Source organism: Candidatus Villigracilis sp. (assembly GCF_057083605.1).
The window spans coordinates 1-25,566 of record NZ_JBXMTI010000017.1 but is presented as its reverse complement, the minus strand read 5'-3'; the positions used below and the strand labels follow the sequence as shown (position 1 = coordinate 25,566).

The 25,566-nt window shown below is 48.9% G+C and carries 26 protein-coding genes and 2 tRNA genes; 12 read left to right on the top strand and 16 right to left on the bottom strand.

Annotated features, from left to right (window positions below; all coding sequences use genetic code 11):
• Positions 1-237 precede the first annotated feature (237 nt).
• The 6 genes from AC14M5_RS03670 to AC14M5_RS03645 all read left to right on the top strand — a co-directional run bounded on the left by AC14M5_RS03670 (position 238) and on the right by AC14M5_RS03645 (position 6,208).
• The gene (locus AC14M5_RS03670) at positions 238-1,101 is read left to right on the top strand and encodes a hypothetical protein (RefSeq protein ID WP_484028277.1); all 864 of its coding nucleotides are present in this window, start codon (positions 238-240) and stop codon (positions 1,099-1,101) included.
• Between the two features lie 91 nt (positions 1,102-1,192).
• The gene (locus tag AC14M5_RS03665) at positions 1,193-1,642 is read left to right on the top strand and encodes an N-acetyltransferase family protein (RefSeq protein WP_484028276.1); all 450 of its coding nucleotides are present in this window, start codon (positions 1,193-1,195) and stop codon (positions 1,640-1,642) included.
• Between the two features lie 245 nt (positions 1,643-1,887).
• Positions 1,888-2,454 carry an RNA polymerase sigma factor gene (locus AC14M5_RS03660; protein WP_484028275.1) on the top strand — a complete coding sequence of 189 codons (567 nt, stop codon included), beginning with the start codon at positions 1,888-1,890 and terminating at the stop codon, positions 2,452-2,454.
• Positions 2,451-3,227, top strand: a complete 777-nt coding sequence (locus tag AC14M5_RS03655) for a hypothetical protein (protein WP_484028274.1) — start codon at positions 2,451-2,453, stop codon at positions 3,225-3,227. Before AC14M5_RS03660 ends, AC14M5_RS03655 begins: the two co-directional genes overlap by 4 nt.
• A 263-nt stretch (positions 3,228-3,490) precedes the next feature.
• Positions 3,491-4,348 carry a c-type cytochrome gene (locus tag AC14M5_RS03650; RefSeq protein ID WP_484028273.1) on the top strand — a complete coding sequence of 286 codons (858 nt, stop codon included), beginning with the start codon at positions 3,491-3,493 and terminating at the stop codon, positions 4,346-4,348.
• 264 nt (positions 4,349-4,612) lie between these two features.
• On the top strand, positions 4,613-6,208 hold the full coding sequence (locus AC14M5_RS03645; RefSeq protein ID WP_484028272.1) for a sensor domain-containing diguanylate cyclase: 1,596 nt from the start codon (positions 4,613-4,615) through the stop codon (positions 6,206-6,208).
• Between the two features lie 171 nt (positions 6,209-6,379).
• On the opposite strand, the gene AC14M5_RS03640 is transcribed toward AC14M5_RS03645, so the two are convergent.
• Positions 6,380-6,466: transfer RNA gene (locus AC14M5_RS03640), tRNA-Ser, on the bottom strand.
• Between the two features lie 83 nt (positions 6,467-6,549).
• A tRNA-Ser gene (locus AC14M5_RS03635) sits at positions 6,550-6,637 on the bottom strand.
• A 155-nt stretch (positions 6,638-6,792) separates the two neighbouring features.
• On the opposite strand from AC14M5_RS03635, the gene AC14M5_RS03630 reads away from it, so the two are divergent.
• Positions 6,793-8,337, top strand: coding sequence for an FAD-dependent oxidoreductase (locus AC14M5_RS03630; protein WP_484028271.1), 1,545 nt, complete (start codon positions 6,793-6,795; stop codon positions 8,335-8,337).
• 62 nt (positions 8,338-8,399) lie between these two features.
• On the opposite strand, the gene AC14M5_RS03625 is transcribed toward AC14M5_RS03630, so the two are convergent.
• Positions 8,400-9,578 carry a glycine C-acetyltransferase gene (locus AC14M5_RS03625; RefSeq protein ID WP_484028270.1) on the bottom strand — a complete coding sequence of 393 codons (1,179 nt, stop codon included), beginning with the start codon at positions 9,576-9,578 and terminating at the stop codon, positions 8,400-8,402.
• 227 nt (positions 9,579-9,805) lie between these two features.
• Entirely contained in the window at positions 9,806-11,395 is a 1,590-nt protein-coding gene (locus AC14M5_RS03620; protein ID WP_484028269.1) for a helicase-associated domain-containing protein, read from the bottom strand.
• Positions 11,396-11,551: 156 nt separating this feature from the next.
• Here AC14M5_RS03620 and AC14M5_RS03615 point away from each other — a divergent pair, with 156 nt between their 5' ends.
• On the top strand, positions 11,552-12,058 hold the full coding sequence (locus tag AC14M5_RS03615) for a hypothetical protein (RefSeq protein ID WP_484028268.1): 507 nt from the start codon (positions 11,552-11,554) through the stop codon (positions 12,056-12,058).
• A gap of 48 nt (positions 12,059-12,106) precedes the next feature.
• Here AC14M5_RS03615 and AC14M5_RS03610 read toward each other — a convergent pair whose 3' ends face one another.
• The gene (locus AC14M5_RS03610; protein ID WP_484028267.1) at positions 12,107-13,030 is read right to left on the bottom strand and encodes a diacylglycerol/lipid kinase family protein; all 924 of its coding nucleotides are present in this window, start codon (positions 13,028-13,030) and stop codon (positions 12,107-12,109) included.
• Between the two features lie 124 nt (positions 13,031-13,154).
• Positions 13,155-14,423, bottom strand: coding sequence for a sensor domain-containing diguanylate cyclase (locus tag AC14M5_RS03605; protein WP_484028266.1), 1,269 nt, complete (start codon positions 14,421-14,423; stop codon positions 13,155-13,157).
• 220 nt (positions 14,424-14,643) lie between these two features.
• Here AC14M5_RS03605 and AC14M5_RS03600 point away from each other — a divergent pair, with 220 nt between their 5' ends.
• The 3 genes from AC14M5_RS03600 (at position 14,644) to lipB (ending at position 17,648) form a co-directional block, all read left to right on the top strand.
• Positions 14,644-15,435: an SDR family NAD(P)-dependent oxidoreductase gene (locus tag AC14M5_RS03600; RefSeq protein WP_484028265.1), complete on the top strand. Its 792-nt coding sequence runs from the start codon at positions 14,644-14,646 to the stop codon at positions 15,433-15,435.
• A 71-nt stretch (positions 15,436-15,506) separates the two neighbouring features.
• Positions 15,507-16,889: an FAD-binding oxidoreductase gene (locus AC14M5_RS03595; RefSeq protein ID WP_484028264.1), complete on the top strand. Its 1,383-nt coding sequence runs from the start codon at positions 15,507-15,509 to the stop codon at positions 16,887-16,889.
• 36 nt (positions 16,890-16,925) lie between these two features.
• Complete coding sequence (gene lipB, locus AC14M5_RS03590; RefSeq protein WP_484028263.1) at positions 16,926-17,648, top strand: lipoyl(octanoyl) transferase LipB; 723 nt, start codon at positions 16,926-16,928, stop codon at positions 17,646-17,648.
• Positions 17,649-17,755: 107 nt separating this feature from the next.
• Here lipB and AC14M5_RS03585 read toward each other — a convergent pair whose 3' ends face one another.
• Both AC14M5_RS03585 and mutL read right to left on the bottom strand, forming a co-directional pair.
• On the bottom strand, positions 17,756-18,718 hold the full coding sequence (locus AC14M5_RS03585; RefSeq protein ID WP_484028262.1) for a GGDEF domain-containing protein: 963 nt from the start codon (positions 18,716-18,718) through the stop codon (positions 17,756-17,758).
• Between the two features lie 87 nt (positions 18,719-18,805).
• Positions 18,806-20,539, bottom strand: coding sequence for a DNA mismatch repair endonuclease MutL (gene mutL, locus AC14M5_RS03580; RefSeq protein ID WP_484028261.1), 1,734 nt, complete (start codon positions 20,537-20,539; stop codon positions 18,806-18,808).
• 86 nt (positions 20,540-20,625) lie between these two features.
• Here mutL and AC14M5_RS03575 point away from each other — a divergent pair, with 86 nt between their 5' ends.
• The gene (locus tag AC14M5_RS03575; protein WP_484028260.1) at positions 20,626-21,273 is read left to right on the top strand and encodes a pyrimidine 5'-nucleotidase; all 648 of its coding nucleotides are present in this window, start codon (positions 20,626-20,628) and stop codon (positions 21,271-21,273) included.
• Here the strand turns inward: AC14M5_RS03575 and AC14M5_RS03570 are convergent.
• From AC14M5_RS03570 to AC14M5_RS03535, 8 genes are all read right to left on the bottom strand, one after another.
• Complete coding sequence (locus AC14M5_RS03570) at positions 21,270-21,710, bottom strand: lipocalin-like domain-containing protein (protein ID WP_484028259.1); 441 nt, start codon at positions 21,708-21,710, stop codon at positions 21,270-21,272. The two genes, AC14M5_RS03575 and AC14M5_RS03570, sit on opposite strands and share 4 nt — an antisense overlap.
• A complete protein-coding gene (locus tag AC14M5_RS03565; protein WP_484028258.1) occupies positions 21,707-21,931 on the bottom strand; it encodes a hypothetical protein in 225 nt (74 codons plus the stop codon). The genes AC14M5_RS03570 and AC14M5_RS03565 overlap by 4 nt, the downstream gene beginning before the upstream one ends.
• Positions 21,928-22,617: a hypothetical protein gene (locus tag AC14M5_RS03560; protein ID WP_484028257.1), complete on the bottom strand. Its 690-nt coding sequence runs from the start codon at positions 22,615-22,617 to the stop codon at positions 21,928-21,930. Before AC14M5_RS03560 ends, AC14M5_RS03565 begins: the two co-directional genes overlap by 4 nt.
• Before the next feature lie 31 nt (positions 22,618-22,648).
• The gene (locus AC14M5_RS03555; protein WP_484028256.1) at positions 22,649-22,777 is read right to left on the bottom strand and encodes a hypothetical protein; all 129 of its coding nucleotides are present in this window, start codon (positions 22,775-22,777) and stop codon (positions 22,649-22,651) included.
• A gap of 48 nt (positions 22,778-22,825) precedes the next feature.
• The gene (gene tpx, locus AC14M5_RS03550; RefSeq protein WP_484028255.1) at positions 22,826-23,359 is read right to left on the bottom strand and encodes a thiol peroxidase; all 534 of its coding nucleotides are present in this window, start codon (positions 23,357-23,359) and stop codon (positions 22,826-22,828) included.
• A gap of 55 nt (positions 23,360-23,414) precedes the next feature.
• Entirely contained in the window at positions 23,415-24,239 is an 825-nt protein-coding gene (locus tag AC14M5_RS03545) for a hypothetical protein (RefSeq protein WP_484028254.1), read from the bottom strand.
• Positions 24,240-24,335: 96 nt separating this feature from the next.
• On the bottom strand, positions 24,336-25,007 hold the full coding sequence (locus tag AC14M5_RS03540; protein WP_484028253.1) for a hypothetical protein: 672 nt from the start codon (positions 25,005-25,007) through the stop codon (positions 24,336-24,338).
• Positions 25,008-25,065: 58 nt separating this feature from the next.
• The gene (locus AC14M5_RS03535) at positions 25,066-25,494 is read right to left on the bottom strand and encodes a hypothetical protein (RefSeq protein WP_484028252.1); all 429 of its coding nucleotides are present in this window, start codon (positions 25,492-25,494) and stop codon (positions 25,066-25,068) included.
• Positions 25,495-25,566: the final 72 nt, after the last annotated feature.

Here is a 25,566-nt window from a genome sequence, read left to right as displayed (position 1 = left end):
GTTGAGACTGTCGAAAAAGTCACTTTTCAAAAATAATTTTTGAAAAGTGGGACAGAAACGCTGAAAGGCGTCTGGTTTTTGGTGTTCCGCACAACACTTTGGCAACATTTTGGCAATTTTTTAGTCTGTTGTGGGAGATTTTTAAGAACATTTTTCGAACTAGGGGTTTTTCGACAGTCTCGTTGTGCAGCATCTGAGCACCAGAAAATTCTTCGATAAACATTAATTGAAGGCACTATGTCAGAAAGCATTGAAGACCAAGTCCGCAATTTGCCTCCAGATTGGTGGCAACGCGCATCGACTGTGGATGCACTGGTAAAGCATTTCAAGACTCACATTGTTGGTCTTTTGTTTGGTGGATCTACGAAAGGAAAGTTTCAATACTTTCTCTTTACAGGTTTCTTGCTTGATCATAATGATGAGCTCCTCTGGCTTACCGCAGGACATGTTATCGACAACATAACTGCGGCGCTTAATTCTCCCGATTTTTTGTTGTCAGTGATGCGGTGGCTGGATGGTTACGATGTTCCTGGAGCCGAATCGGTTCCCGTAACCGTGCCACAATTAAGAATGAAATCCTGGACATCGATGGGACTAGACTTTGGTGCCATTGCATTACCCTTATTGGAAAAACATAATATATTGGCTAACAAACAGTTAACTGTGATGAATGAGATAATCTGGAAAAATCTAAAACAAGCCACTCCAGAAGGTTACTATGTCATCGGCTATCCAAGAATCTGGAATGATTTCAAAGAAACACCTGCTGAGGGAAACAAGGTTCTTAGGTCGATCAAGACAGATGTGGCATGCCTTCCATTACAGCCCGTTCGTCCACCAGCAGACGCAGGTGACGATCCATTTTGGGACAACCGCAAAGCATTTTATGGACAGATTATCAGATTTCCCGATTTGATAGATTTCAAAATTGACAACATAGTTGGGATGAGTGGTGGCCCGATTCTATCTATTGAGCGTACACCTGAGTCAAAGTTTGCATATCGACTAGCAGGAATTCAGGTAAAGTGGAAGCCTGAATCTGAAATTGTTCGCGCAGAACCTATTGAATCGATAGTATCAGTTCTTTCAGATTGGCCGTGACGAGCAGCTGGTCTTTTTCACTCCAAAGTAGTGCTGCCCAACACAACGTGATCTTTAGTACATTTTCAAGGGGAATAATTAGGTAATCGACATGAATCTCAAAAAACTCGAAATTAAGCATCTCACAAAAGAAGACCTGTCCACATTCAATGCACTGATCGACCTGTTCAATATCGTCTTTGAAGAAGAGCCCAAGATCGGGCACGAAGCACACTTGCTGAGATTGCTTGGTCGTAGTGATTTTATTGCAATCGTCGCTATTTCTGAAAACGAAGTGTTGGGAGGGTTGACCGCCTACGAACTGCCCATGGTTTATTCGGACTATTCCGAGGTCTTTCTCTATGACATGGCGGTTAGATCAGAGTATCAAAGAATGGGGATCGGGAAAGGATTAATTCAGAGCTTGAAAGAACATTGTATTAAGAACGGGATCAAAGAGTTTTTTGTATTGGCTCATGAAGAAGATGAACATGCGGTTGAGTTTTACCGGTCCACGGGTGGGAAGAGTGAAAAAGTAGTCAATTTCGTTTATGAAGTTTAATACTGTGTCACCCTCCCGAAGGACACACCGCACTTGCGATCGGTGCAAGTGTCGGGACGATGTGAGGGAGCGTTCTCCGCGAGCGACACCGTACCTGCGTTCGGTGCAGGTGAGAGTCTCGTACTTTCGAGAGTAGAGACCCTTCGCCACAGAACGGCTCAGGGTGACACTTTCAAGGGGCAAATACAGGAACCATTATTCTTTCAAGGGTGTATATATTATAGAAAGCCTCTCGCGAGAATCATTTGGACGAATCCACCCTCATCCAGCGCGCAGCACAAGGTGAAGCGTCCGCATGGGAGCCGCTCATGCTGGCTCACCAGGAACCTGTCTTTCGTTTCGCCTATCTCTTTCTGGGTGACCCCGACGATGCCGATGACATCACTCAGGAAACCTTTTTACGCGCCTATCACAACCTGAAGCGCTTCGATACAACGCGGCCTTTGCGTCCGTGGTTGTTAAGTATTGCCGCCAATCTTGCCCGCAACCGTCATCGCTCCGCCGCGCGTTACCTCGCCGCCCTCACGCGCTCCTTCCGCGCCGAACCTCCTGAATCAGATGATGATGTGGAAGAACATACTCTTCAGGATCTGGACGCCGATCAACTTTGGAAAGCCGTGCGACGATTAAACGACGACGATCAGCAAGTGATTTATCTGCGCTTCTTTTTGGACCTGTCAACTGCCGAGGCTGCCCAGGCATTGGATGTGGCTGAGGGCACGGTCAAATCGCGTTTGAACCGCGCGGTCAATCGCCTGCGGGCCGTTATCAAGACCGAATTTCCAGTTTTATCCGAAGGACATCAAATATGACCGAGCCTTTTGAAACTCGCTTACAGGCTCTCGCCAAGGAATTCAAGTATCCGCCCACGCCGCCGATTGCAGACGCGGTTATGAGTCGTTTGCGCACTCCGCTGACTCCTCCGCGCCGCAACCGACAACTTGCATGGGTATTGATCATCATCGTCGTCCTGCTGACAGGTTTGATGTTCGTCCCACCTGTGCGCGCCGCAGTGTTGGAATTCATCCGCATCGGTATCGTCCGCATCCTCCCCGCGCCTGAGGTAGCACCTGATCCCACAAATCAATTTCCACTCACCGCCACACCTGCATCGCCCCCCTCTTCTTTGATTCCGCTTTTGGAAGAGATGGCTGGTGAAACAACTCTGGAAGAGGCGCAGAATATAGTTGATTTCCCAATCCCCCTGCCAACCTATCCATCAGACCTTGGCGCACCTGACCGCGTGTTCCTCCAGGATGCAGGTGGCTGGATGGTGATCCTCATCTGGCTTGATCCACAACAGCCCGATCATATTGAAATGAGCCTGCACATCATCGAAGCGGGCAGTTGGACAATTGATAAATATCAACCTACCGTGATCGAGGAGACAATAGTCCACGGTCAACGCGCCGTGTGGACAACCGGTCCCTATCCGCTACTGCTCTCGAATGGAGAAGTCGACTTTACCCGCCTGATCGACGGTCACGTGTTGATCTGGGAAGACAACGAAATCACCTACCGCCTCGAAACCGATCTAATCTTGGAGGAGGCTGTTCGTGTTGCGGAGTCTTTGGAAACGCCATAACAATATGTCGTTGCGAGGGCGCTTCTGTTCTTCGCCCGAAGCAATCTCCTTCTTTTAGCGAGGAGACTGCTTCGCGATAAACCCGCTCGCAGCGACATGTTTATTACGGTGGGAACCAGTCTGAAATGGGCGGTGTAGTTTTAATAGAAGGACTTTTCTTGGAGTGTGACTCTTCGCGTTCCGAGTTTGCCAAAGTCAGGAGACTTTGGACTCCGTAAAGCAAAAGTCCTGAATAGAACCAATTAAAACATTTGGAGGTAGAAATGAAACGAAGAATATTTGCAATAGGGTTAACCCTCCTGCTTGCCCTGGCTTTTGCAGTTCCAGCCTTGGCGGGCGGATGGGCAGTTATAACCCTTGACGAATTACCCGGGCAAGTGAGTGCCAACCAGCCGCTTGAAATCGGATTTGTGGTGCGTCAGCATGGTGTTACGCCGATGACGGACTTGTCACCGGTGATCACGGCTCGGCTTGCAGGTTCGCTTGAATCTGTGAAAGTTTTAGCTCGTGAAGAAGGCGATGTTGGTCATTACGTGGCTGAGCTTACCCTACCTGAGACCGGGGAATGGGATTGGTCGATTGAGGCATTCACGGTCAATCAGGCTATGCCGCCCCTGACTGTTGTGGATGCAGCTCCGCTTGCAAATGAACCGATGAATGCAACACCTACTTCATTACCATTAGTTGCAGGAGGACTTGGTCTGCTTGGTGTAATAGGCGGATTGCTGGCTTTGCAGCGAAAAGTCCGCTGGGCTACGGCGTTGGTGTTGATCGGGCTCCTCATCAGCGGATTTGGATTCGCCTCGGCGGCTGGTCAACCCAGGGCGGAGTCGGAAGCGCAGGAAGTGATTCCTACATCTGCTGAATCGCAAGTCGAATTAGGCCGTGATCTATTCATCGCAAAGGGTTGTTTAATCTGTCACTCGCATAGCAAAACCAACGGCGTGCGTGAATTTGGTGTTGACATTGGCCCGAACCTGACCAGCTATACATCCAGCCCCGAATACCTGCGGCTGTGGTTGAAGGATCCGTCTGCGGTCAAACCTGAAACCATGATGCCAACATTGGGGCTAAGCGACTCAGAGATCGAAGCGCTGATCGTGTTCATCACTGCGAAATAGTCGTCACTACACATACAAATGACTCACCCCGATTAGCTTCGTGGGTGAGTTTGTTTTTAAGAGGAATATGGGATGCGGATCATGGATATGCTCACGCCGCCGAGGACGGCGCAATAAGCAATTTGAGTTTGTTTTTAAGAGGAAAAGAATTCACTTCCCAAATTAAATTCGGGGGTGATATATTTCCATGCGGGCGGAGGCGTGCGCATACCGGCTTCACCTCCAAGACATCGTTTCAGTGTTATTTCAAGAGGAAGTTTCCACATGCGCGAAATAGTCGTTTATACCCTTTTGTTTTCGGCCATGCTTCAATTGCTCGTGGCTTCTTATGCGTGGGTGCGCAGGAATGAGCCAGCCGCCAAACCATTGATACTGCTCTTTCTGCTTGGTTTTGTTTGGGCGCTGGCTTATGGCATAGATATGGCTTCCAGCGATATACAAATAAAAATCCTGTGCACGCAAATCGGTTGGACCGCAGCCAGTTTTGGTCCGCTGGTCTTTTTGCTAATCGTATTTGAGCACCTTGAACTCAAGCACCTGCTCACACGCACACGCCTGGCACTATTATTGCTTCTCCCTCTTGTATCCACTTTGCTCATATGGACTACGCCCTATCGCGACCTGCTGTTATACGACTTTACCGTGGAACACGTCGGCCCGCTTGAGGTACTTTATAGGAAGCACGGTATCCTCTTCGCGCCCATCATATTGACATTGCAGGGCATCTCATTGGTTACATATTATTTTCTGATCCGTTCGATCTTTACTGCAAACCATATCAAGAGACAGCAATCTATCACGATCCTCATCGCTCTGTTCATTCCATTCATTGTGAATGTTCCCGATATTTTGGGTATCAGTCCTCTCAAAGGATTCGATTTCACCCCTCATGCCCTCGTCCTCACCAGCGGACTCTTTGCCTTTGCAATTTTCCGATACCGCTGGCTGGATATTATTCCGCTGGCGCGTACAACCCTTGTGGAAACCATACCTGTAGGGGTGGTCGTCCTGGATGCCAAGAACCGCCTCGTGGATATTAATCCCTCCGCCAAAGAACTGTTGCAGGTTGATAACTCCGTCATCGGCCAGGAATCAAAAATCGCTTTTGCACGCCTCAAACCCGGCCCTCATCTACAGGTGAAGATGGAAGCGATCAATCAGGAAATCAAAGTTGTTATGCCGAGTGGAGAGCTCAGGCACGTTGACGTCCATACGATGCCGCTTAAGAAGCGGGAAGGCGAGTTTAGCGGGCGCATCCTTACTTTTCAGGATATCACCGAACGCAAACAGGCCAACGAACGATTACAGACCCAGCTTAATGAAATTGAATCGCTCCATGCACAATTGCATGAGCAGGCAATTCACGACCCCCTTACCGGCCTTTTCAACCGCGGATACCTGAACGACATGCTGGAACGCGAAACGCGCCGGGCGGAACGTCACCAGCATCCCTTGAGCATTTTGATGATCGAGATCGATGACTTCAAAAAATTCAATGACACGTTCGGGCACGAAGCAGGCGACCTGACTTTACAAAAGGTGGCCAGGTTAATTCAAGCCAGCACGCGGACAGACGATATCGCCTGCCGGTTTGGCGGCGATGAATTCACACTGTTAATGCCGATGACCCCGCTTGAATCTGCCCAGCAATGCGCTGAACGTTTATGTAAAGGGGCATCCAGCCTCCAACTAAGCCATGATGGAAGGGATCTTGGCATTCTCACCCTGTCTATTGGTGTGGCAGCTTTTCCAAAACATGGAAACACAGGCACACTGACGCTGCGCGCATCTGATAAGGCAATGTATTCTGCCAAACAGACTGGAAAAAACCGAGTGGTCGTCTCGCCTGTGGAAGGTTGAAGAACCTCTTTAATACCCCTCAATGGGGCACGCGACTGCAAAACAAAAACATGCCCCTTTCGGAACATGTCTTTGCTAGCGGAGAGGGAGGGATTCGAATAATATCCCCTCAATGGGGGCACACGACTGCAAAACAAAAACGTACCCGAAGATCGAGTACGTTTTCGCTAGCGGAGAGGGAGGGATTCGAACCCTCGACTGGTTTTACCCAGCACTCACTTAGCAGGCGAGCCCATTCAGCCACTCTGGCACCTCCCCAAATCAATTTACGATTGCCGATTTTAGATTTACGATTTTACTTCATCAATCGTCAATCGTAAATCTAAAAATCGTAAATCGGCTGGCGGAGGGAGTGGGATTCGAACCCACGTTGGTGTGACCCAAACATGTTTTCAAGACATGCGCCTTCAGCCGCTCGGCCATCCCTCCATATCATCCTGATGCTTTTCAGGAGTGCGTGCGAGATTTTACCATATCCCGCATAGAGCAATCCACAGATTGCGCAGATTTTGCAGATTGAAAAAAATCGGTGAAATCTGCTAAATCTGCGGATGGATCTGATTGTCTCATATATAATCAATCCAATGGACAAACACTACGATGCCATCATCATCGGCGGCGGAATTGCGGGATTAACGGCCGCTCTTCACCTGGCCGAACGTGGATTAAAGCCGCTTATCCTCGAAGCAGATGAACACGTGGGCGGGCGGCTTTCAGGCAAGCAAGAAATCAAAATCAAGAATTGGAGTTTTCCCTCCGAGCATGGTGTGCATGGAATATGGTCTTCGTATCTCAACCTCAAGTCTATGCTTCGGCGGCATGATGTGATTTCACAACTCGTGCGTGCGCGCGACGAGCAGTGGATTTATCGCGTGGGAGACTCCATCCGCCGAGCACCAATTGGCAACGTGATTCGTAACAGCCTCATCCCCGCGCCATTTCATTACATCCAGCTTTTTCTTTCGCCGCGCTTTTGGGGCATGTTAACCCTGCGCGACCTGCTGTCCATTTTCAATGTATGGTCTGTGCTGGTGATGGCCATTGGCATCGATCCCTTCATGGAAAACCAACCACTTGAGGGGCATACCTTCGGCAAGGCGCTTCAAAAATGGGGGCCGGCATTTCGGTCATTATTTTTTGGTCTCACACGCAATGGGCTTTCCACCGACCCCGACCAGGTTCCGCTCGCGGGTTTTCTGGCCTTCCTGCGTTTTTACACCCTCATGCGCCGCGATGCCTGGTCGTTTGAATATTTTCCAAACGGCGGCGGTGATGTCTGCGAAAAACTGTCAGCGAAGGTTCTGGAACTCGGAGGCGAGATCAGGTTCAAGTCCAGGGTGAAGCGAGCTGAGCGAATGGAAAAGGATGGGGATTGGATCGCACATTGGGAACAGGATGGACTCTCAGGCGCTGACCATGCTCCATTCCTCATTCTCGCTTCAGACTCACCGGCAGCCGATTCGATTATCAAGAACAGTTTCTTCGCTGATAGTGCTGGGCAACCCAGCCCCTACTTCTTCCCGCACGGACTCGGCCACGCCGTCATCCGTCTGTGGTTCGACACCTCGCCGCGCAAGGCGCCCGAAGCGGGAATCTTCAGCGGCGATTTTGTGATGCATAATTTTTTCTGGCTCGAACGAATTTATGACTCATATAAAAAATGGCATGAAGAAACAGGCGGCGCTTGCATTGAAACGCATGTGTATGGCCCGCGTGAGGTGCTAGCACAGCCTGATGCACTGTTGATTACCAACGTCATCAGGGATGTGCAGCGCGCCTTCCCCGAATTGAAGGGACATTTGATCGCGCCGCATTTGCAGCGCAACGCGGATACGCACACCCTGCCCGCGTTGGGTGCACGCGGCACACATCTTGGTATTGAAACGCCATGGGAAAATTTATTTTGTGCGGGTGATTGGGTACGCCATGAAACCCCATCCTTCTTCTTGGAGCGCGCCTGCGTAACAGGCATGGAAGTCGCTAACCTCATATTACGTGCGCATGGATTGGATGAGTTTGCGATTCAAAATTATCCGCCTCCTGAACCGATGGCCGCGTGGATTGAAAGTTTGATGATGAAAGGGAGGAAGAATAGAAGAAAGAGGAAAGAAAATTCATCCGCAGATTAAAAAGATTGCGCAGATTTGGTTTTGAATCTGCCAAATCTGCGCAATCTGTGGATCAAAATATTTTAGATCACACCCAACTTCTTCCCCACACTCTTGAACGCTTCCAAACCTTTATCAAGATCATCCTTCGCATGTGCAGCAGAGATCATGACTCTGATCCTGGCTTTGCCCTGCGGCACAGTCGGGAAGCCGATCGACATCGCGAATACGCCCGCTTCAAATAACTCACGGCTGAATTGCTGCGCAAGCGGCGCTTCACCGAGCATGACCGGGGTGATGGGTGTTTCGCTCACGCCCGTGTTGAAACCGAGATTCTTCATTTCAGTTTTGAAGTATTTGGCATTGTCCCAAAGTTTATCCACAAGTTGCGTGGAGTCTTCGAGCAGGTCCACTGCTGCAAGACAAGCCGCCGCATCTGGGACAGTGACCGCAGACGAGAACAGGAACGGGCGTCCACGCTGACGCAGCCACTCAATGATGACCGATTTGCCCGCAACCATTCCGCCCACCACGCCAAAGGCCTTGGACATCGTGCCAACTTCCACATCCACTTTGCCATGCAGGCCGAAGTGATCCACAATGCCGCGCCCGCCTTTGCCAAGCACACCTTCACCATGCGCATCGTCCACCATCAAAAGAATATCGTACTTCTTCGCCACTTCGTATATATCGGGCAGCGGGGCGATATCACCGTCCATGCTGAAGACGCCGTCTGTGATGATCAACGCGCGGCGATACTGACTCAAATTCGCCTTGATCTGTTCCTCAAGCGATTTCACATCATTATGTTCGTACGCAATGATCTTCGCACCAGACAAACGACAGCCATCAATAATAGATGCGTGATTCAATTTATCTGAAAAAATCACATCTTCTTTTCCAACCAAGGCTGGCACAGTTGCAAGGTTGGCGGTAAAGCCAGATTGAAACGTGATCGCCGCTTCCACGCCTTTGAACTCGGCCAGCCGTTTTTCCAACTCAACGTGCAGGGTCATTGTCCCTGCAATCGAGCGGACAGCGGCAGGGCCCACACCCATTTCATCCAAAGATTTCTTCGCGGCGGCGATCAAGGCGGGATGATTCGCCAGCCCCAAATAATTGTTCGAGCAAAAATTCAAAACCTTTTTTCCATCCACGATCAGCCATGCACCCTGCGGCGAACCAATCGTGCGGATATTGTTATACAGTCCCTGCGATTTCAGACCATCGATCTCTTGCTGGATCCAATCTGTTTTAGACATGGAGGCTCCTTTTAGTTTCAAATGGTGGTCGAGTAGCCTGAGGCGACAGCCGAAGGCATACACTGCACCCACTGCGTTCTGTGCAGTGCGGTGTCGAGACCACATATTTCAATTTCATATTTACTATTTATGGGTGGTCTCGACGAAGTCTCGACCACCGGGTATTCATAAAATTATTATAGCGACTAAACAAAAAATGGAAGTCACAATTTCAGCGTGACTTCCATTTACTCTTTCACTTCCGCCAGCAGACCCAACTCTGCTAAGGCTGCCATCACTTTTTCAATGGCTCCGCTTTTGACAATTACTGCCGTCGGGCTTAATAACTCGCCCAGGAATTTCCCCGCCTTCGAGCTGCGCATCTCTTCCATAACCTCCGGCCTGCTGACCCTTAGCACAAGCAGACTCTCCACCCGGGCCTCTGTGCCATGCGCCTCCCAACGTTTGAGTGCTTTCACCATCGGGGGTGGTACGTTGCCATTTGTGTACTTCACCAATAATGCAAGCAATTGTTCAGCCTTCAATCCCTGCTCCCCCGCTCGCTTCAAAGATTGTGCACTGACGGTGTAAATATAATCATCATTCTTCTGGTCATCCCATTCGCAGAATCGCGAAATTTGATAGCGCACCGCGCGGGAGAAATACCGTGAAACGGTGATTCTGCCATTTGAAGAGACGTTTATTTTTCCATTGACGTTCGACGTTGAACTTTGAACGTCTAACGTCAAGCGAAACGCAGTAAATTCCTTCCCCTCCTCGGCGCTTGCAAGGTCAACCACGCCCAGCCAATGCAACACTTGAATAAAATATTTCACGAGCGCGCCGTCCACCAAATCCCAATAGGCGAAGCCGCGCAGATACTGCCCATCGGATTCGCGTTTGATGAACCACGAGTCGTAGTCACCAGCGGGTCTTTGGAAATCAGGAAATTTTTCTTTGATTGTGCGTAGAAACGCGGGCAGACTCCACCATTTGTTTTGCGGAATCGAGTTGATCAAATCCATCAGAAATTCGCGGGTGACTAGCGGCTGATTCTTCCACTCGCCCTCGCAGATAATGCCAGGCATCAATCGCAGTTCATCGAAAGTCTGCGAAGTCAGCCAGGTGTTGAAGAGCATCTCCAATGCTTCGGGGCGGGAGGCTTCGAGGAATTTTTTCACCGCTTCGGCCTGAGGAACATCTTTCTTGACAAGTTTTGCGGCGGTTAATAAAGCAGTCAGTTGTGGGTCAAATTGCCAATTTGGCCTACCTGCGCGTAAGGCAGCAAGATAGGTGGTTGCGTCATCAAGGATGTGATCGGTGGCAGGAATTTCATGAGCTTTTTCAACAGGCGTTGCCGGGCGGCCTAGTGGTTCACTGGAGTTCTTTCCTCTTTCTTCTTTCATCTCCTCCGCAATAATCTCCAACAAATCATCGGGAATGTATGCAAATTCCTGTGCACCTTTGCCTGAGTCAAAGAATGCCTTGGCGAGCAAGCCGCGATAAAAAAGCATTTCGGAAGTTGAAGCTGGTTTCAGATGCGGACGTTCACGGTCTCGTTTGGCCTCGCCCATTTCACGGATATCACCGTATTTGCGGGCGAAGATTACCCACTCCATTTTGCCATTGGAATCGACGAGGGCATTCAACGCGGAGCGTGCATCAGGGGGGAGAATGTCAATTATTTCGGTAACAGCTTCCAGATCCAGAAGAGAAGCGGAGAGTTCTTCGAGTGCGGAATTCAGGTCATTGGATTCCAATTCAATCTCCCAGAACCCGGCGATGATGCGGAGATGTCCCAGATCAGCTTTCTGAAGGCTTTGCTCAAAGGTGGGCATGGCTGGATTCTATCGCTTGTAACCCAATTAAGTAAACACATCTTTGAAGATTGGGGCTAAAAACGAATATACTGTTTACTAAATTACGCGATACACTGTAACATCCTGCGTAGCGATTTTGCATTTCAGGGTTTTTATTGATAAAGGAGATAAACAATGACTTTAGTATTTTTGATCTTACGTATCCTGCATATTGTTGCGGGAATCCTTTGGGCAGGCGGCGCAATCGCGTTGAGCTTATTTGTCGCTCCCACCATGAACGCCACCGGCGAAGCAGGAAAACAATTCGCTGCACATCTGATAACGAAAACCCGTTTTTCCGCATTTATGATGGCCACTGGCGGTATCACCGTGTTGGCAGGCTCGATCTTATATGGAATCGATTCGAGTTGGTTCCAATCCGGTTGGATGAGTACCCCAACAGGCATTGGTTTTGGGGTTGGAGCCGCAGCTGGTATCCTGGCATTTGTATTTGGGATTATCCTTGGCAATACTAACAAGGCCTTGGCGGCTATGGGTGCGCAGATTCAAGGAAAACCCACTGCCGAGCAAATGTCTGCGATGCAGGCGCTGGTCAGCAGGCAATCCATGTCCACGAAGGGTAATCTCATCTTTATGTTCATTGCGATCATCATGATGGCATCGGCGCGTCTTTTGGGATAAGCCTTCAATAACAAAAATCGGCTGAATTTGCTTCAGCCGATTTTTGTTTTAACCTCGCACAACTTTCAATGCCTTTGGAAGTATTTCAAAACTTACTTTTTTGAGATTGCTCCCGAAACTTGTAAATATTTCGCCATCCGCATGGATGTAAAGCGGGAGGTCGGAGGAGAGCGTGAATTTTTTGAATTCTCCCATGCTGATCTGTTTAAATCGCATATGTGTGCCTTTCATGAATTCAGGCACGAGACGGAACATCATGGCGCGTGAAACCTTGTTCACGATCACATATTCCATTTTATTGTCATCGTTTTTTGAATCTGGCGAAAGCATAAAGCCGCCGCCCTCACGTGGACCGTTACACAGGGTGACCATAAGAGTGCTGCCTTCCCATGTTTCAGAATCCGTTTCTATTTTTACTTTGGCGGGGTTATGGTTGAGAATGATGGTCTGAATGACTGCCGTGAGATACATGAGAAAGCCTTTGACAATGGGCAGTTTATGCGAGCGGATGGTAACTACCGCGTCAAAACCAATACCAAGGGTGTTATCGAAATATTCCGTGTGTCCGTGTTCATCGGTCATCAAGCCAATATCCACAGCCTGCACGTTTTCCGCTTTGAGTGCATGTTCGAGGGCACGAGCGGATTTTTGTGTGATGCCCATGGAGTAGGCAAAGTCATTGCCTGAGCCGATGGGGACGATGCCCATCATCGGGCGTTTGTTTTCAGGAACCTGCATGAGACCATTCATTACTTCGTGGGCAGTGCCGTCTCCGCCCATTGCAATGACCAGGTCATAGCCTTCCTCAGCGGCTTGCTTGGCAAGTTCCACTGCATGAGTCGGGTAAACTGTTCCACTCCATGTGATTTCGCCTTTGAACTCCCGCGCAATGGGGCGCAGGTCATTGGCAACCATCCAGGCGCGTCCCATATCGGCTACGGGGTTGAGAATAAGTTTTACTTTACGGGGCATATCGGCTCCTGAATTTGGGTTGATGAGAATATAACCCCGCGTTAGTTCTTTTGGTTACAAGGAAAATTTCTGCAGGTGTTTGAAACCAACATGCTGATTAAGACCACGGCGCAGCAGTTTAGTTTCAATCTTTGTGCGAGCTTGGGATACTCAACGGATCCAGCGGCCCTGTTGCTCCCTTTGCAATAACAAATAAACCGCGATAATGTTTTTTCGCGTGATATAAGGCTGCATCTGCGGCGCGTAATAAATCGGTGGAATTATGCGAGTGCATCGGATAGACCGCAATACCGGCAGTGATGCCCAACCGAATGGATTTACCTCCCGGAAGCGGGAAGGAATATTTCTTCATCAATTCAATGATCTTATTGGTTACGATCTCAGCCACATCCAGGCCGCTATCACGCATGATCAGGGTCAATTCATCACCGCCATAACGGGCGAGAAAATCTGTTGCCCGCATCTTCTCTGCCAGGTAATTGAACACGGAGCGCAGTACATCGTCTCCCATACCATGACCCAGGGTGTCGTTCACATTCTTGAACCCATCCAGGTCCATCATCACAACTGAGAAATTTGAATTCATACGTTTGGCATAACGCAATTCCTCCTGCAGGCGTTCATCCAATGCGCGGCGGTTGGGCAGGCCGGTGACGCTATCTGTGTTGGCCATCTCAGTAACGCCTTTATGCAGACTCGCATTCGAGATTGCCACGGCGGCCTGGTCAGATAACAAGCCGATCAGGCGCAGTTCAGCATTTGTAAAGCCTCCCGTAATGATTCTTGAGAGATTCATGACACCCACAATAGAGTTGTTGAATTTAAGCGGGACGCCTATGATGGAACCACCCCAATCAGACGGGGCATCCTGATAAAGCGGATGATGAAGGATATCCTCCACAATGATGCGCTCACCGTTGTTTGCCACGGAATAGGTAAGGCCGTTCGGCCTTGGCACAGAAAAGGCTTTATTCTTCACGCCATCATTACTTAATGAGGCTCCAAAATCCAGGGTTCCGTGTGAATATAAATAAATGTGAGCCGAGCGTGCGTTCTTTATCAATCTCATCGCCTCGGCTACCACTGTATCAAGCACGGTCTGCAGATCCAGGCTGGAGGTCAAATTCACGCCGATGCTTTTCAGGGCATCGAGTTCGTCAGCCTGTTGTTTGAGCCTGACCATCAGGGAATGCTTGGAAATGATCTCCTGGGTGAAAGTTCTTATTTGATTATTTTTATCTCGTGGGAAAGGTGAGGCTTCGGCAACTTCAATCAAGACCTGAATTAGTTTCAAGATCCCCTCTTTTTCTTCAGGCGGGATGGAAGTATCCTGGTTAATGATTTCCCAGGCACGATGGAACACATCGTTCCGGTCTTCATTTTCGTTTGTCATATCACCCTTTGGATCATGCCCTTGTTCGGAACAACACTTCGTTTGCCGCACAATTACGAGTAAACATCATGCTTCTGGTTTCATTACGCATGTTTAAAATGTATGCGGCACGCTGCAACTTCCTCCATTATACACAGAGATTGATGGGTTACAGTGCCCGTTTTCGTCAACAAATGGACTGTGTTAGAATGACATCCACAAAATTTTTATGAGGCTCCTCGTGTCTGACTCACCCAAACCTACTCCTGCAACTCCATTGAATCCACGCCGACGCGGGATCATCGTTGGCGCATCTGAGGGCATAGGCGCTGTCCTCGCTCAAAAATTGTCAAAAGAGGGATATACCCTGGCCTTGATCGCTCGCAGAAAAGATAAACTAAATACACTTTGTAATGAGATCAACTCCACATTAAATGAAACCCGCGCCCTGGCTTATGTGCACGACGTGGCGAATTATGATGAAGTCCCTGTCTTGCTACGCAAGATCGTTGCTGATCTTGGCGGCTTGGATTTGATCGTCTTCATGGCTGGCATCAACTACCCGCCCGGCAGTGCTGATCAATATAACTTTGAAAATGACCGCAAAATGGTTGAAGTCAACCTGATCGGCGCAATGGCATGGCTCACTCCTGTAGCAGAGATGTTCCAAAATGCAAAGGCGGGGCAGATCGTCGGCATCGGCTCCGTGGCAGGGGACCGAGGACGCATCGGCAATCCCGGCTACAACACTTCCAAAGCCGGGCTGGCCACCTATCTCGAAGCGCTTCGCAACAGACTCACACGTCATGGCGTGAACGTGTTAACGGTCAAACCTGGCTTTGTAAAAACCGAGATGCTCAAAGCTGCGCAAGGTGCAACTCCCTTTGCGATCACCACCGAAAAAGCCGCGGACGATATTTACAAAGCCATGCGCAAACGCAAACAACTCATCTACACCGCATCCATTTGGCGCTGGATCATGCTCGTCATTCAACATGTGCCGTCGGTGATCTTCCGCCGAATGTCGTTCTAATTTATAAACCCTAAAGGTCTTGCGAAGTCCCCGAAAGGGGAAAACCTTTAGGGTTTCGCTCCCAAATCACCATGCAAAAAACATTCACTCGACTCGAAAACTTTGGACATTCGCTCAGCGCGCCATCCTATCTCATTCAACCAAAAACCTCTGAAGATATTTTTGAGGCCTTTCGCTTCGCAAAGAAGATGGAACTCACCGTTGCTGCGCGAGGAGCGGGGCGAAGCTACAATGACGCATCCTTGAACGGCGGCGGGGTCGTGCTGGATATGTCAGCCATGAACCAAATCGTCGAATGGGATTCAACAAACGGCGTGGTGCGATGCGAGCCCGGCGTCACATTGGAACAGCTTTGGAAAAAAGTCGAACCCGAGGGCTGGTGGCCGCCTGTTGTTTCGGGGACCATGAAGACCACATTGGGCGGATGCCTGGCTGCAAACATTCATGGTAAAAATAATTTCAAGATGGGTCCCATTGGCGAACACGTGATCGAGTTCACTGCCGTTTTGCCAACGGGCGCCGAGATCACATGCTCTCCCAAAAAGAACGGCGATCTGTTCCATGCGATGATCAGCGGGTTAGGAATGCTCGGTATTTTCACTTCGATCACTTCACAAATGAAAAAAGTGTATTCAGGGTTGCTCGAAGTACACGCATGGCCCACGCGCGCTTTAAAGGAACACCTTTCGTTGATGGAAGAGAACGTGCCGAATTATGATTACATTGTCGGCTGGCTCGATACGATCACGATTGGTCACGGACAAATTCATGCCACCAACTATCTGCATGAAGGCGATGATCCAAATCCGCAAGAGACCATGCGGCTTGAAAATCAAAACCTGCCTGGCCGTCTGTTCGGCGTGATGCCAAAATCGCTACTGCATTATTTCATGACCCCCTTTGTGAACGATATCGGTTGGTGGGGAGTGAACACAGCGAAATATATCGCCAGCTTACGCAGACACACATTTCGTCAACCTCACGCGGCCTTTCACTTTTTACTGGATTATGTTCCGAACTGGGAGCGTGCAGCCGGGCGTGGTGGATTGATTCAGTACCAATCCTTCCTGCCAAAGGAAACTGCGCTTCAAGCCTGGACCGAGATGCTGGCTCTCACCAAAAAGCGTGGACTCCCCTCGTACCTTGGTGTCACCAAAAGACACCGCCCCGATAAATTCCTGCTCACCCACGCCCTGGATGGTTTTTCGCTTGCCATGGATTTCAAAGTGACCGAAGGCAGCCGCGCAAAACTGCGGGTGATGCTGCAAGATTTCGACAAGATTGTGCTTGCCAATGGTGGCAGGTTCTATTTCGCAAAAAACAGCGAAACCACAGCAGAAACCGCGCTCGCATTTTATGGAAAAGAAACAGTTGATAAATTCAAGAAATTGAAAAAGCGCTGTGATCCGAATGGATTGCTGGAATCAGATCTGTATCGAAGGATATTTGAATGACTCACGTATTACGAAATACGTAATGCGTAAAGAGCTATGAACAACCTTATTGTTGAAGATTTAGGACTCATCGAATACGAACGCGCCTGGAAGTTACAGGATGAATACGCAGCTGAAATTGCGGAGGGAAAACGTCCGCCAACTTTGCTTTTGCTTGAACATCCCCACGTTTATACATTTGGAAGAAGAGGCAAGGCAGAGAATCTATTGTGGGGTGAGGAACAGTTAAGGCAAAAAGGTATATCTATTCACTGGGTGGATCGCGGCGGTGACGTCACCTATCATGGGCCAGGACAGTTGGTGGGCTATCCGTTACTGCCTTTGGGCGGAGTCCGAAGTCTGGAGACTTCGGACTCCGCCCATATCCCTCAAGCTGATTACGTAGGATATATTCGCAAGTTGGAGAAAATGCTGATAAGGGCAATCATGCAGTTCGGGATCGCGGCAGGCCAACGGTCCGGTTTGACCGGGGTGTGGGTTCAGCCAGATGTGCATTCACGCTGTCCACGTTGCAAGCCTGAAGATAAAGAAAAGCCTGCCAAGCTTGCGGCCATCGGTGTGAAGGTGGATGCGCGCGGTATCTCACGTCACGGATTTGCGTTGAATGTGAACCCGGATATGGAATATTGGGAAGGCATCATCGCTTGTGGATTAAGCGAGCCTGTCGTTTCACTTGCAGATCTGATCAACCCCGCACCTGCGATGGAAGATGTGAAAGAAAAAATAACATCCGCTTTTCGTGAAGTTTTTGAAAGTTAACCGCGGCGTTGCTATCCCTGTGAAACCATTTCCCTCACCCCGTTTGTCGTACTTTTTCGCTGGTGCGACTTTCCCCTCTCCCTGTGGGAGAGGGCAGGGTGAGGGTTTTATTTCGCAATTGTCCAGCCATCACGTCCATTGTTCTTAGCTTCATACATGGCGTTGTCTGCGCGGTTGAGCAGGGTATCCCACGTATCCACTCCATGATGCAATTGTGCGACACCAATGCTAAGCGTGACCTTTATGGAATGACCATTCACGCGCACAACAGTGTCTCTTATCTGCCTGCATAAACGGTTGGCCTGCTCTGCGGCGGCGTGCTCGTCAGAGTTTGCCAACAGGAGCAGAAATTCCTCGCCGCCATATCGCCCCGCAAGATCAGGATGACGGATACTATCGCGCAATTGATAGGCTACCTGCCTTAAGACTTCATCCCCCACCGCATGTCCGTATGTGTCATTTACGGCTTTGAAATTATCCACATCCACAACTGAAATGGAGAGCATGGTCTTATATCGCTCGGCACGCATGACCTCATGCTGAAGTTCCCTGATGATCATACGGCGGTTGAGAAGAAAGGTAAGCGGGTCTACTTGCGCAACCTCGCTGGCCTGCACCATCACCGCTTCCATTTCGATCTGTTTGTTTCGGGCGATTTTTTTGGTGAATTCGCTTTCGATCTGGAATAACTTCACCCGCCTGCTTAACTGTTCGATCATTTTCCGAAGCGCTGATTCTGATTCGGTGCGTTCGGCAATAAACAGCACCTTCCCATCTGCTATGGGAAGGAAAAGACAATCGCAAACTGACGTCGATCCATTGCCGCCCGCGGGAAATTCCATGCTCGAACGTTCAATTGAATTTTTATTCAATATTAAGGGGATCTGATCTTTGTCGGAGAAGAAGTCACTCAGATTTGAGGCTGGGGAAAATGATTCTGAACATGCTTCAAAAGCAGGGTTCCAAGAGACCAGCGTGCCGTCATTTTTCACAAGCGCGATCATGGCATGAATATTTTCAAATATTATGCCCATATCCTGTGTTGAAATGATCTCTGCCAATTTTCGCATATTGTAATTGTAGCGTATGCACTTGGGATTTCCCCAAACCTTACAAATTTAGAAGCCACCCATTTGTACTTTGGTTACTCAAAGAAATTATCGCGCACCTTTTCTGCCAAATTGACGCTCGAGCATATCCACAGACAGGTGAATCATTGTCGGGCGGCCATGCGGACAGGTGCGCGGGGATTGACAGGCTTCAAGGTCATTTAGCAGACTTCGCTGTTCATCACTGGTGAGGGTCTGGCCGCCTTTTACAGCCAGCCGCTTGCAGACACGTGCTGCAAGTTTCGCTTCAACCTCCGCCTGCAACGGTGTTTCATCCTCTTCAAAATCTTCCACTAGTGCACGCAGCGCGGAGGCTGGGTCGCCGCCTGAAAATAAGACAGGCATGGCACGCACCTGAAATGTATTCGTGCCGAACTCTTCCACTTCAAAGCCGAAATGATTCAGGAATGGCAATTGTTCGGTCAGCATCTTGGCGGATTGCGGCGGCAGGGTGACTACTTCAGGAGAAAGCAAAGACTGGGCAGGGATGTTCTTGGTTTCATGCTGAGCCATCAATCTTTCAAACAAGACGCGTTCATGCGCGGCATGTTGGTCGATCAAATAAAGTCCATCGGGGCCTTCAGCGACGATATAGGTTGAACCGATCTGGCCGATTAATCTTAAAAGAGGAACACTGGCAAGGAGCGGATTCCCGATTTCCGATTTACGATTTACGCTTTCCGATTCATCACTGCCCACTGACTCATCATGCGCAATCGTCCAATCAATACCTACTTCTCTTTCCACTGGAACCGAACGCGATCCCCATAACTGCGGTGAGACAGAAGGTACAGGGGTATAAGCCAACAATGCCTTGCGTGCGGAGCGTTGCACGAAGCTAAAAATCTTATCTTGGCTTTTGAAGCGTACCTCCGCCTTGGTGGGATGCACATTTACATCCACATCTTCAGGCGCGATCTCCAGGAACAAAGCCGTAAGCGGATAACGTCCCACCATCAACAGGGTGTGATAGGCCTGCAACAAGGCAGTGGTCAATGAGAATTCCTGCACCCAACGCCCGTTGACGAAGAAAGTAATTTCTTTTCGATTAGAGCGTGTCAATGATGTGGGGCTGATAAAACCCAATAGCGATAAACCCTCTTCGGTTGTCATTACTTCCAGCATTTGCTTGGCAACATCCACACCATATAACGCAGCAAGAATAGCACGGCGGTCACCATCACCTGCGGTTTGCAAGGTGGCTTGCTTGCCATCCATTACCTTGAAACGTACATTTGGGTAAGCCAGAGCATAGCGTGTTACGAGCGCATCAATCACGCGTCTTTCAGTCACATCTGTTTTCAAAAATTTCAAACGCGCAGGTACGTTATAAAATAAATCTTCCACGCGCACCACAGTGCCTACGGGTGCACCAACTTTTTCGGCTTTGCCAGATATGCCGCCATCCACTTTCAGGCGTGCGCCTTCTTTTGCTGATTCCACCCGCGATGTAATTGTAAAATGCGAAACAGAGCTGATCGATGCCAATGCTTCGCCTCGGAAGCCCAGGGTCGAGATGTGGAACAGGTCTTCGGACTGAACCAGCTTCGAGGTCGCATGACGCGAAGCGGCTAGTTCCAATTCGTCCATGGGAATCCCAAATCCATCATCCGCAACTTCGATTAACGTGCGGCCAGAGTCCATGATCGTGATCGAAATATTCTTCGCACCTGCATCCAGTGAATTTTCAAGCAGTTCTTTCACGACTGAAGCGGGACGTTCCACCACTTCACCAGCGGCAATTTGAGAGGATACTTCAGATGACAGCAATCGAATAGGCATGGCGCGATTATACCCATGACGCTCGCAAATTGCGCTTTTTTTCAAATGGAGGCGCGATTTGCGAGCGGGTATCTTATAATCTCCTCATGCGATTCACAACCATTTTCTTCGACCTTGACGACACACTATATCCATCCAGCACGAATCTATGGACGGCCATCAAAGGGCGCATGAACGATTACATGCGCGAATACCTGGATATTCCTGAAAATGAAATTCCCATTTTGCGCGAAAAATATTTTATGCAATACGGCACAACCATGCGCGGCCTGCAGGCCAACCACAACATCGATACCGATGATTTCCTGGCCTATGTGCATGACCTGCCGCTGAAGGATTACCTCACGCCCAATCCGACTCTGCGCTCTATCATCGCTTCGCTGCCGACACGCAACTTGATCTTTACAAACGCAGACATGGCCCACGCTAAAAGAGTGTTGACTGCGCTCGAGCTCGATGATCTTTTCCCCAGCATTGTGGATGTGAATACTGTGGCCCCGTATTGCAAACCGATGCCTGAGTCGTTTGAGATCGCGATGAAGATCGCGGGCGAATCAAATCCATCGAAATGCGTGATGATAGATGATATCCGCCGCACTACACGCGCCGCACGCGAGGCAGGCTTATTCAGCATTTTATACAATAACTCATTGACGGCAACAGACGATGCCGATGCGCACCTTACAGACTGGGAAGAGTTGAAGAATATTTTGGAAAACGGGGGGATAGATTAACCGATCCGCTCCCACAACAAAATGCCGACTGCTTTTTCACCGCCCCAATTTGTAGGCGGAGTTTTCAACTGCAAACGGTTTTCGGAAAGCTCGAAATATCGCACTTGTTCGGTGCTCTCCATGTTGGGAAAGAGAGAGCCTTCAACATAATGGATGATGACGCCCTCCTTTTCATCCACCTCGTATGTTCCAAAATAAGAGATACATCCTTTGTAACTGGCTTCGATCTCCGCGGCCGTGCCTGTCATCTGATCTTTGGAAACGAAGCGGGGACGATCCTTGCGCATCAATTGCGCGGCGAAGCGGCTTGATTCTGTATAAATGAAAGACCCGCGCGCCTGAGCCCCAAACGGGTAAATGACCTCGCCATCACCCTTGCGGAATTCAAACGATACGAGTCTCCATGCGCCAATGATGGATGTATGTTCGTCTTTCAAGAGGTCAACCCTGCCTTCTTCCAATCCCCAAGTTTTTCCGCGAGTTTGGGGATTTTACTCAAAGCATCTTTATCGGTAATATATGTTTCAAAATATCCGAAATCAGTACAGATGTAGTCTACGTAATCGACACCTCTTCCATCCAAAGTGACATTATTTAGCGCATATTCCTTGAAGTAGACGTTGGTTGAATTGCATTTGGGACATTTTCCATTTTTCATGTTACACCACTAGAATGTCCTGTTTGTTTCGCGAGCGATACAAGAAACCCGCCATGAATTGCGCCGACCATTGCACCTGTCAACAACAATATGCCCGCCATCAATAATATCGACTGCCATAGTGCGGACATTTTGAACGCGAGATCCATGCCCCAGAAAATAAGGGGCATTCCGAAAAGCCAGGCCAGCATGTTGGCGGGAATCCATATCCCTGCGCGTTTTACTTTGCCACGCATGGCCAGCCACTGCGCAAATGACAACACTGCCCCGCCAACTGCTCCCATCCCAGCCGCAAGCAGGAGAACGACCCATTGTGGTGGTTCAACTACAGGTGCGGATGATGAAGCGGTTACTTCGCTCATGTTCATCAATGTAGATGGTAAATATCCCAGCACATAGGCGATCATTGCACCGATCAGCGTTCCGCGCCACCAGGCAAACTTATCGATCATCGGGAAGCTTGGATGCATGGCCCACCATTGAGCTAGCCCAACAATGGTGGCTTCCACCATACCGCTGGTCACCGCAAAAATGAAGGCCAGCAAAATGCTCATGACGGTTTGCTGGTTATCCAATATTGAGAATGCAAAGCCTGTGATAACAAAGGTTAGACCCAGGCCGAACAGTTCACCAAGTGCATTGGCACTTATCCAGCGGAACCAGAGTTGGCGTCTATCATTGGTCATATTTCCCTCCGGGATTCAAATAACACACAATTCATATTATACACTCGCCATCCGCGCCGCCGAGGAAGAGACCGATCACGATTAGGTTTTCATATTTGATTCCCAGATAGGCGATCACCAACCCCGCTACGATCAACCAGATTAACAGTTTGTCCTTCATGGCAGCTCTCCAACAATAAAATACGCCAGGTGAAAAACTGTGATGTAATTATTTTTTGGAGGCTGCTTGTTTCACTGCGCTTACGGTGCTGTCATAATTTGGTTCGGCCATTTGATCGGGAACATATTCAACGTGGACGATCTTATCGTTCCCATCAATCACGATGACTGCGCGTTGAAGCAATCGCCATTCCTTGATGAGCACACCGTAATCAATACCAAATTTCTCCTCACGGTGGGATGATAGCATCTCATGGCTGACATTCTCGCTGGTTTGCCAGCGCAACTGTGCAAAGGGCAGATCCATACTAACAGTGTAGACAACCACATCCGAGGGCAGGTCAGCGCGGATCTTTTCCCATCGTTGGGTCTCGACATGACAGACAGTTGTATCCAATGAGTTGATGATATTAAGCAAGCGGACTTGTCCCGCAGAATCAGACAACTTGATTTGCCGCATTCCTTCGGTTGGGCTGAGCGAGTCCAATGTAAAGAAAGGGGCGCTCATGCCGGGTTGAAGTTTCCCGCCTATGATAGTTAACTTTTCCTCAAGTTCAAATGCTTCGCCGGTTCGTTCTTCCATGGTTAATAAAGTCCTTTCTGTAACAATAAAATTTACTTAAGTATAGCATGGCAAATCATTTGAACTGTAGGCTGGGCCCCAGAACGAAAATGTGAAATAGCGCGAGAATCGCTGCGGCAATGATCCAGACCCAGTTGCGCTCAATAACTACGAACTGATCGGATGTTTCGGGGAACCATTTCGTTTTCAGCAGTTGAGACATCCATGCCAGGGCGGAATTGCCGCCAAAGGCCGCAGCCGCAGAGGTGAGCACAACGAATGTGCCAATGGGGTTGAAGAACGCGCCCAGGGATGAAACAGTAGCACCGGCAAGGTAGGGGAAGAGAGTCAACTTGAAAGCACGCACTAGCCTCTCAGCGGGGTGTGAACCGATGAGGGTCTTCATCTCACGCAGAGCAAACCAGACTCCCATCAGATATAGAATCAATCCAGTGATAGTGAGAAGCAATCTCCATAGCCAAACGGGCTGCCAGCCTTGCACAACATCCATCCAATCGCCCACGCCGATGATCCCAGAAAATAACGGATAGCCAGCCGCGACGAAGAAGTTCCCGCTCATGGCGAGCCAGAAAAAATAACGCAGCGTGGGTGACTTGACCCGCGGACTCCTGAACGCCAGCCAGAAGATATAAACGAAAAGAAAGTTGACCAACGTTCCTGCCGCCGCGATAAAGCGGACGCCTGCATCGCTCACCGATTCAACGGCGCAGTCAAAGTGCGCGGAGGATAACTCCAGGGGTATGCCGCCAACCAATAAACATGCTCCACCGTGCCCCAACGCCTCATGCAAAACATTTTTGGTAATGAATGAAACCACGCCAATCGCCATGATGGTGAGAAGATCGAGGGAAAGATTATTTTTCTTGCTGGTGTCACTCATGATTCGCTCCTATTATCTAAAGCTATTTGTCTCGTTTGGATTATAGAATTCACATTGCTTCACTCTGAAAATGCTATTTGATTCGGCGCGACAATCTCAATTATAAACCTTGAGTAATCCAACCTGCGCTTGCGAAGCAATGACCGCCACGTATTTCTGAATATCTTGCAGATGCTGAGTCACCACCTGCTCACTAATTCCAGCAGGCGCGTAGACGGTGAACACCACATTGCGTGTTCCACTCGCGATCTGCGTGCGCTGATCGGGACCATACAGGATGCTTGAAATAACGCCTGCTCCGTCACTGATCATCATGTCGCCATCTTTTAGGATTTGTTCATCTCCTCTCAACAACTTATAACTTTCAGTCCCTTTTGAAACATCCAGTGTGAGAGGTAGATGCAAGGCATCAAGATCATGCCCCGCAGTTAGTAATATATTCTTCACTTCCGCCATGAACATGGCTTCAACCAGAGCAAAAACACTGGGAATCGACTTTCCCTTCCATGCAATGGATTCAAGTTGAAGTTGAACATGATAGGTCTTTTTGAAGCGGCGATAATAGTTGTTATATGCCTGCAAAATGGGATGTTTTGACATCACCCCCCGATCCTGCCCAGAAAATTGAGAACGCAGTCGTTCTTCTATTTCTGTTTTATGCTTTTCCAGTTCGGGGTGATGAGCAGGGTTGACGACATCGCGCATGACCAACACGCCCGCGTGGGCTTCGGGAAAAGCGGACTTCCATGCAGAGGTTACTTCAAACATGTGATATGTCTCCGGTGCTATCAAAAATAATTATGTCACAAAGGAGAAAACACAATCACTATTTGTAATTCTTGGGGCGTTTAGGATGTTTCTTTTTCTTTTCTTTCTTTTGTTCAGGCTGTGACACAGGAGGTGGGGCATAAATCCTTTGAATGATGGATTGAACCGTTCCTATTCCTGCAATCACCCAAATAATTGAAAGCATCAAGATTCCAGAAAACCTCGTTGTTGTAGATGAATCGCTAAAATCAAACAGGTATAACCAAAAGGTTTTTTCCTCTTCCAAGGCTCTTTGACTGAAGGAGTTTAATATTGTCAAAACTGTAATTGTGTATAAAACAAAGAGCAGTGGAGCAAAATATTTGTTTGTTTTCCATTGGGCAACTGTAAACGAATCCAAACGATTAACCCAGTAATATGGATTTATATTGTGATTTGCTCGCTCATGCGTATCTGCTATTACATCAAATCCTTTGTTTTTACTCATTGGGATTCCTCCAAAGATTGAAATCTCTTTACTTTAAAGAAATTATACTCTCATCCCTTCCTGTGCATCAGA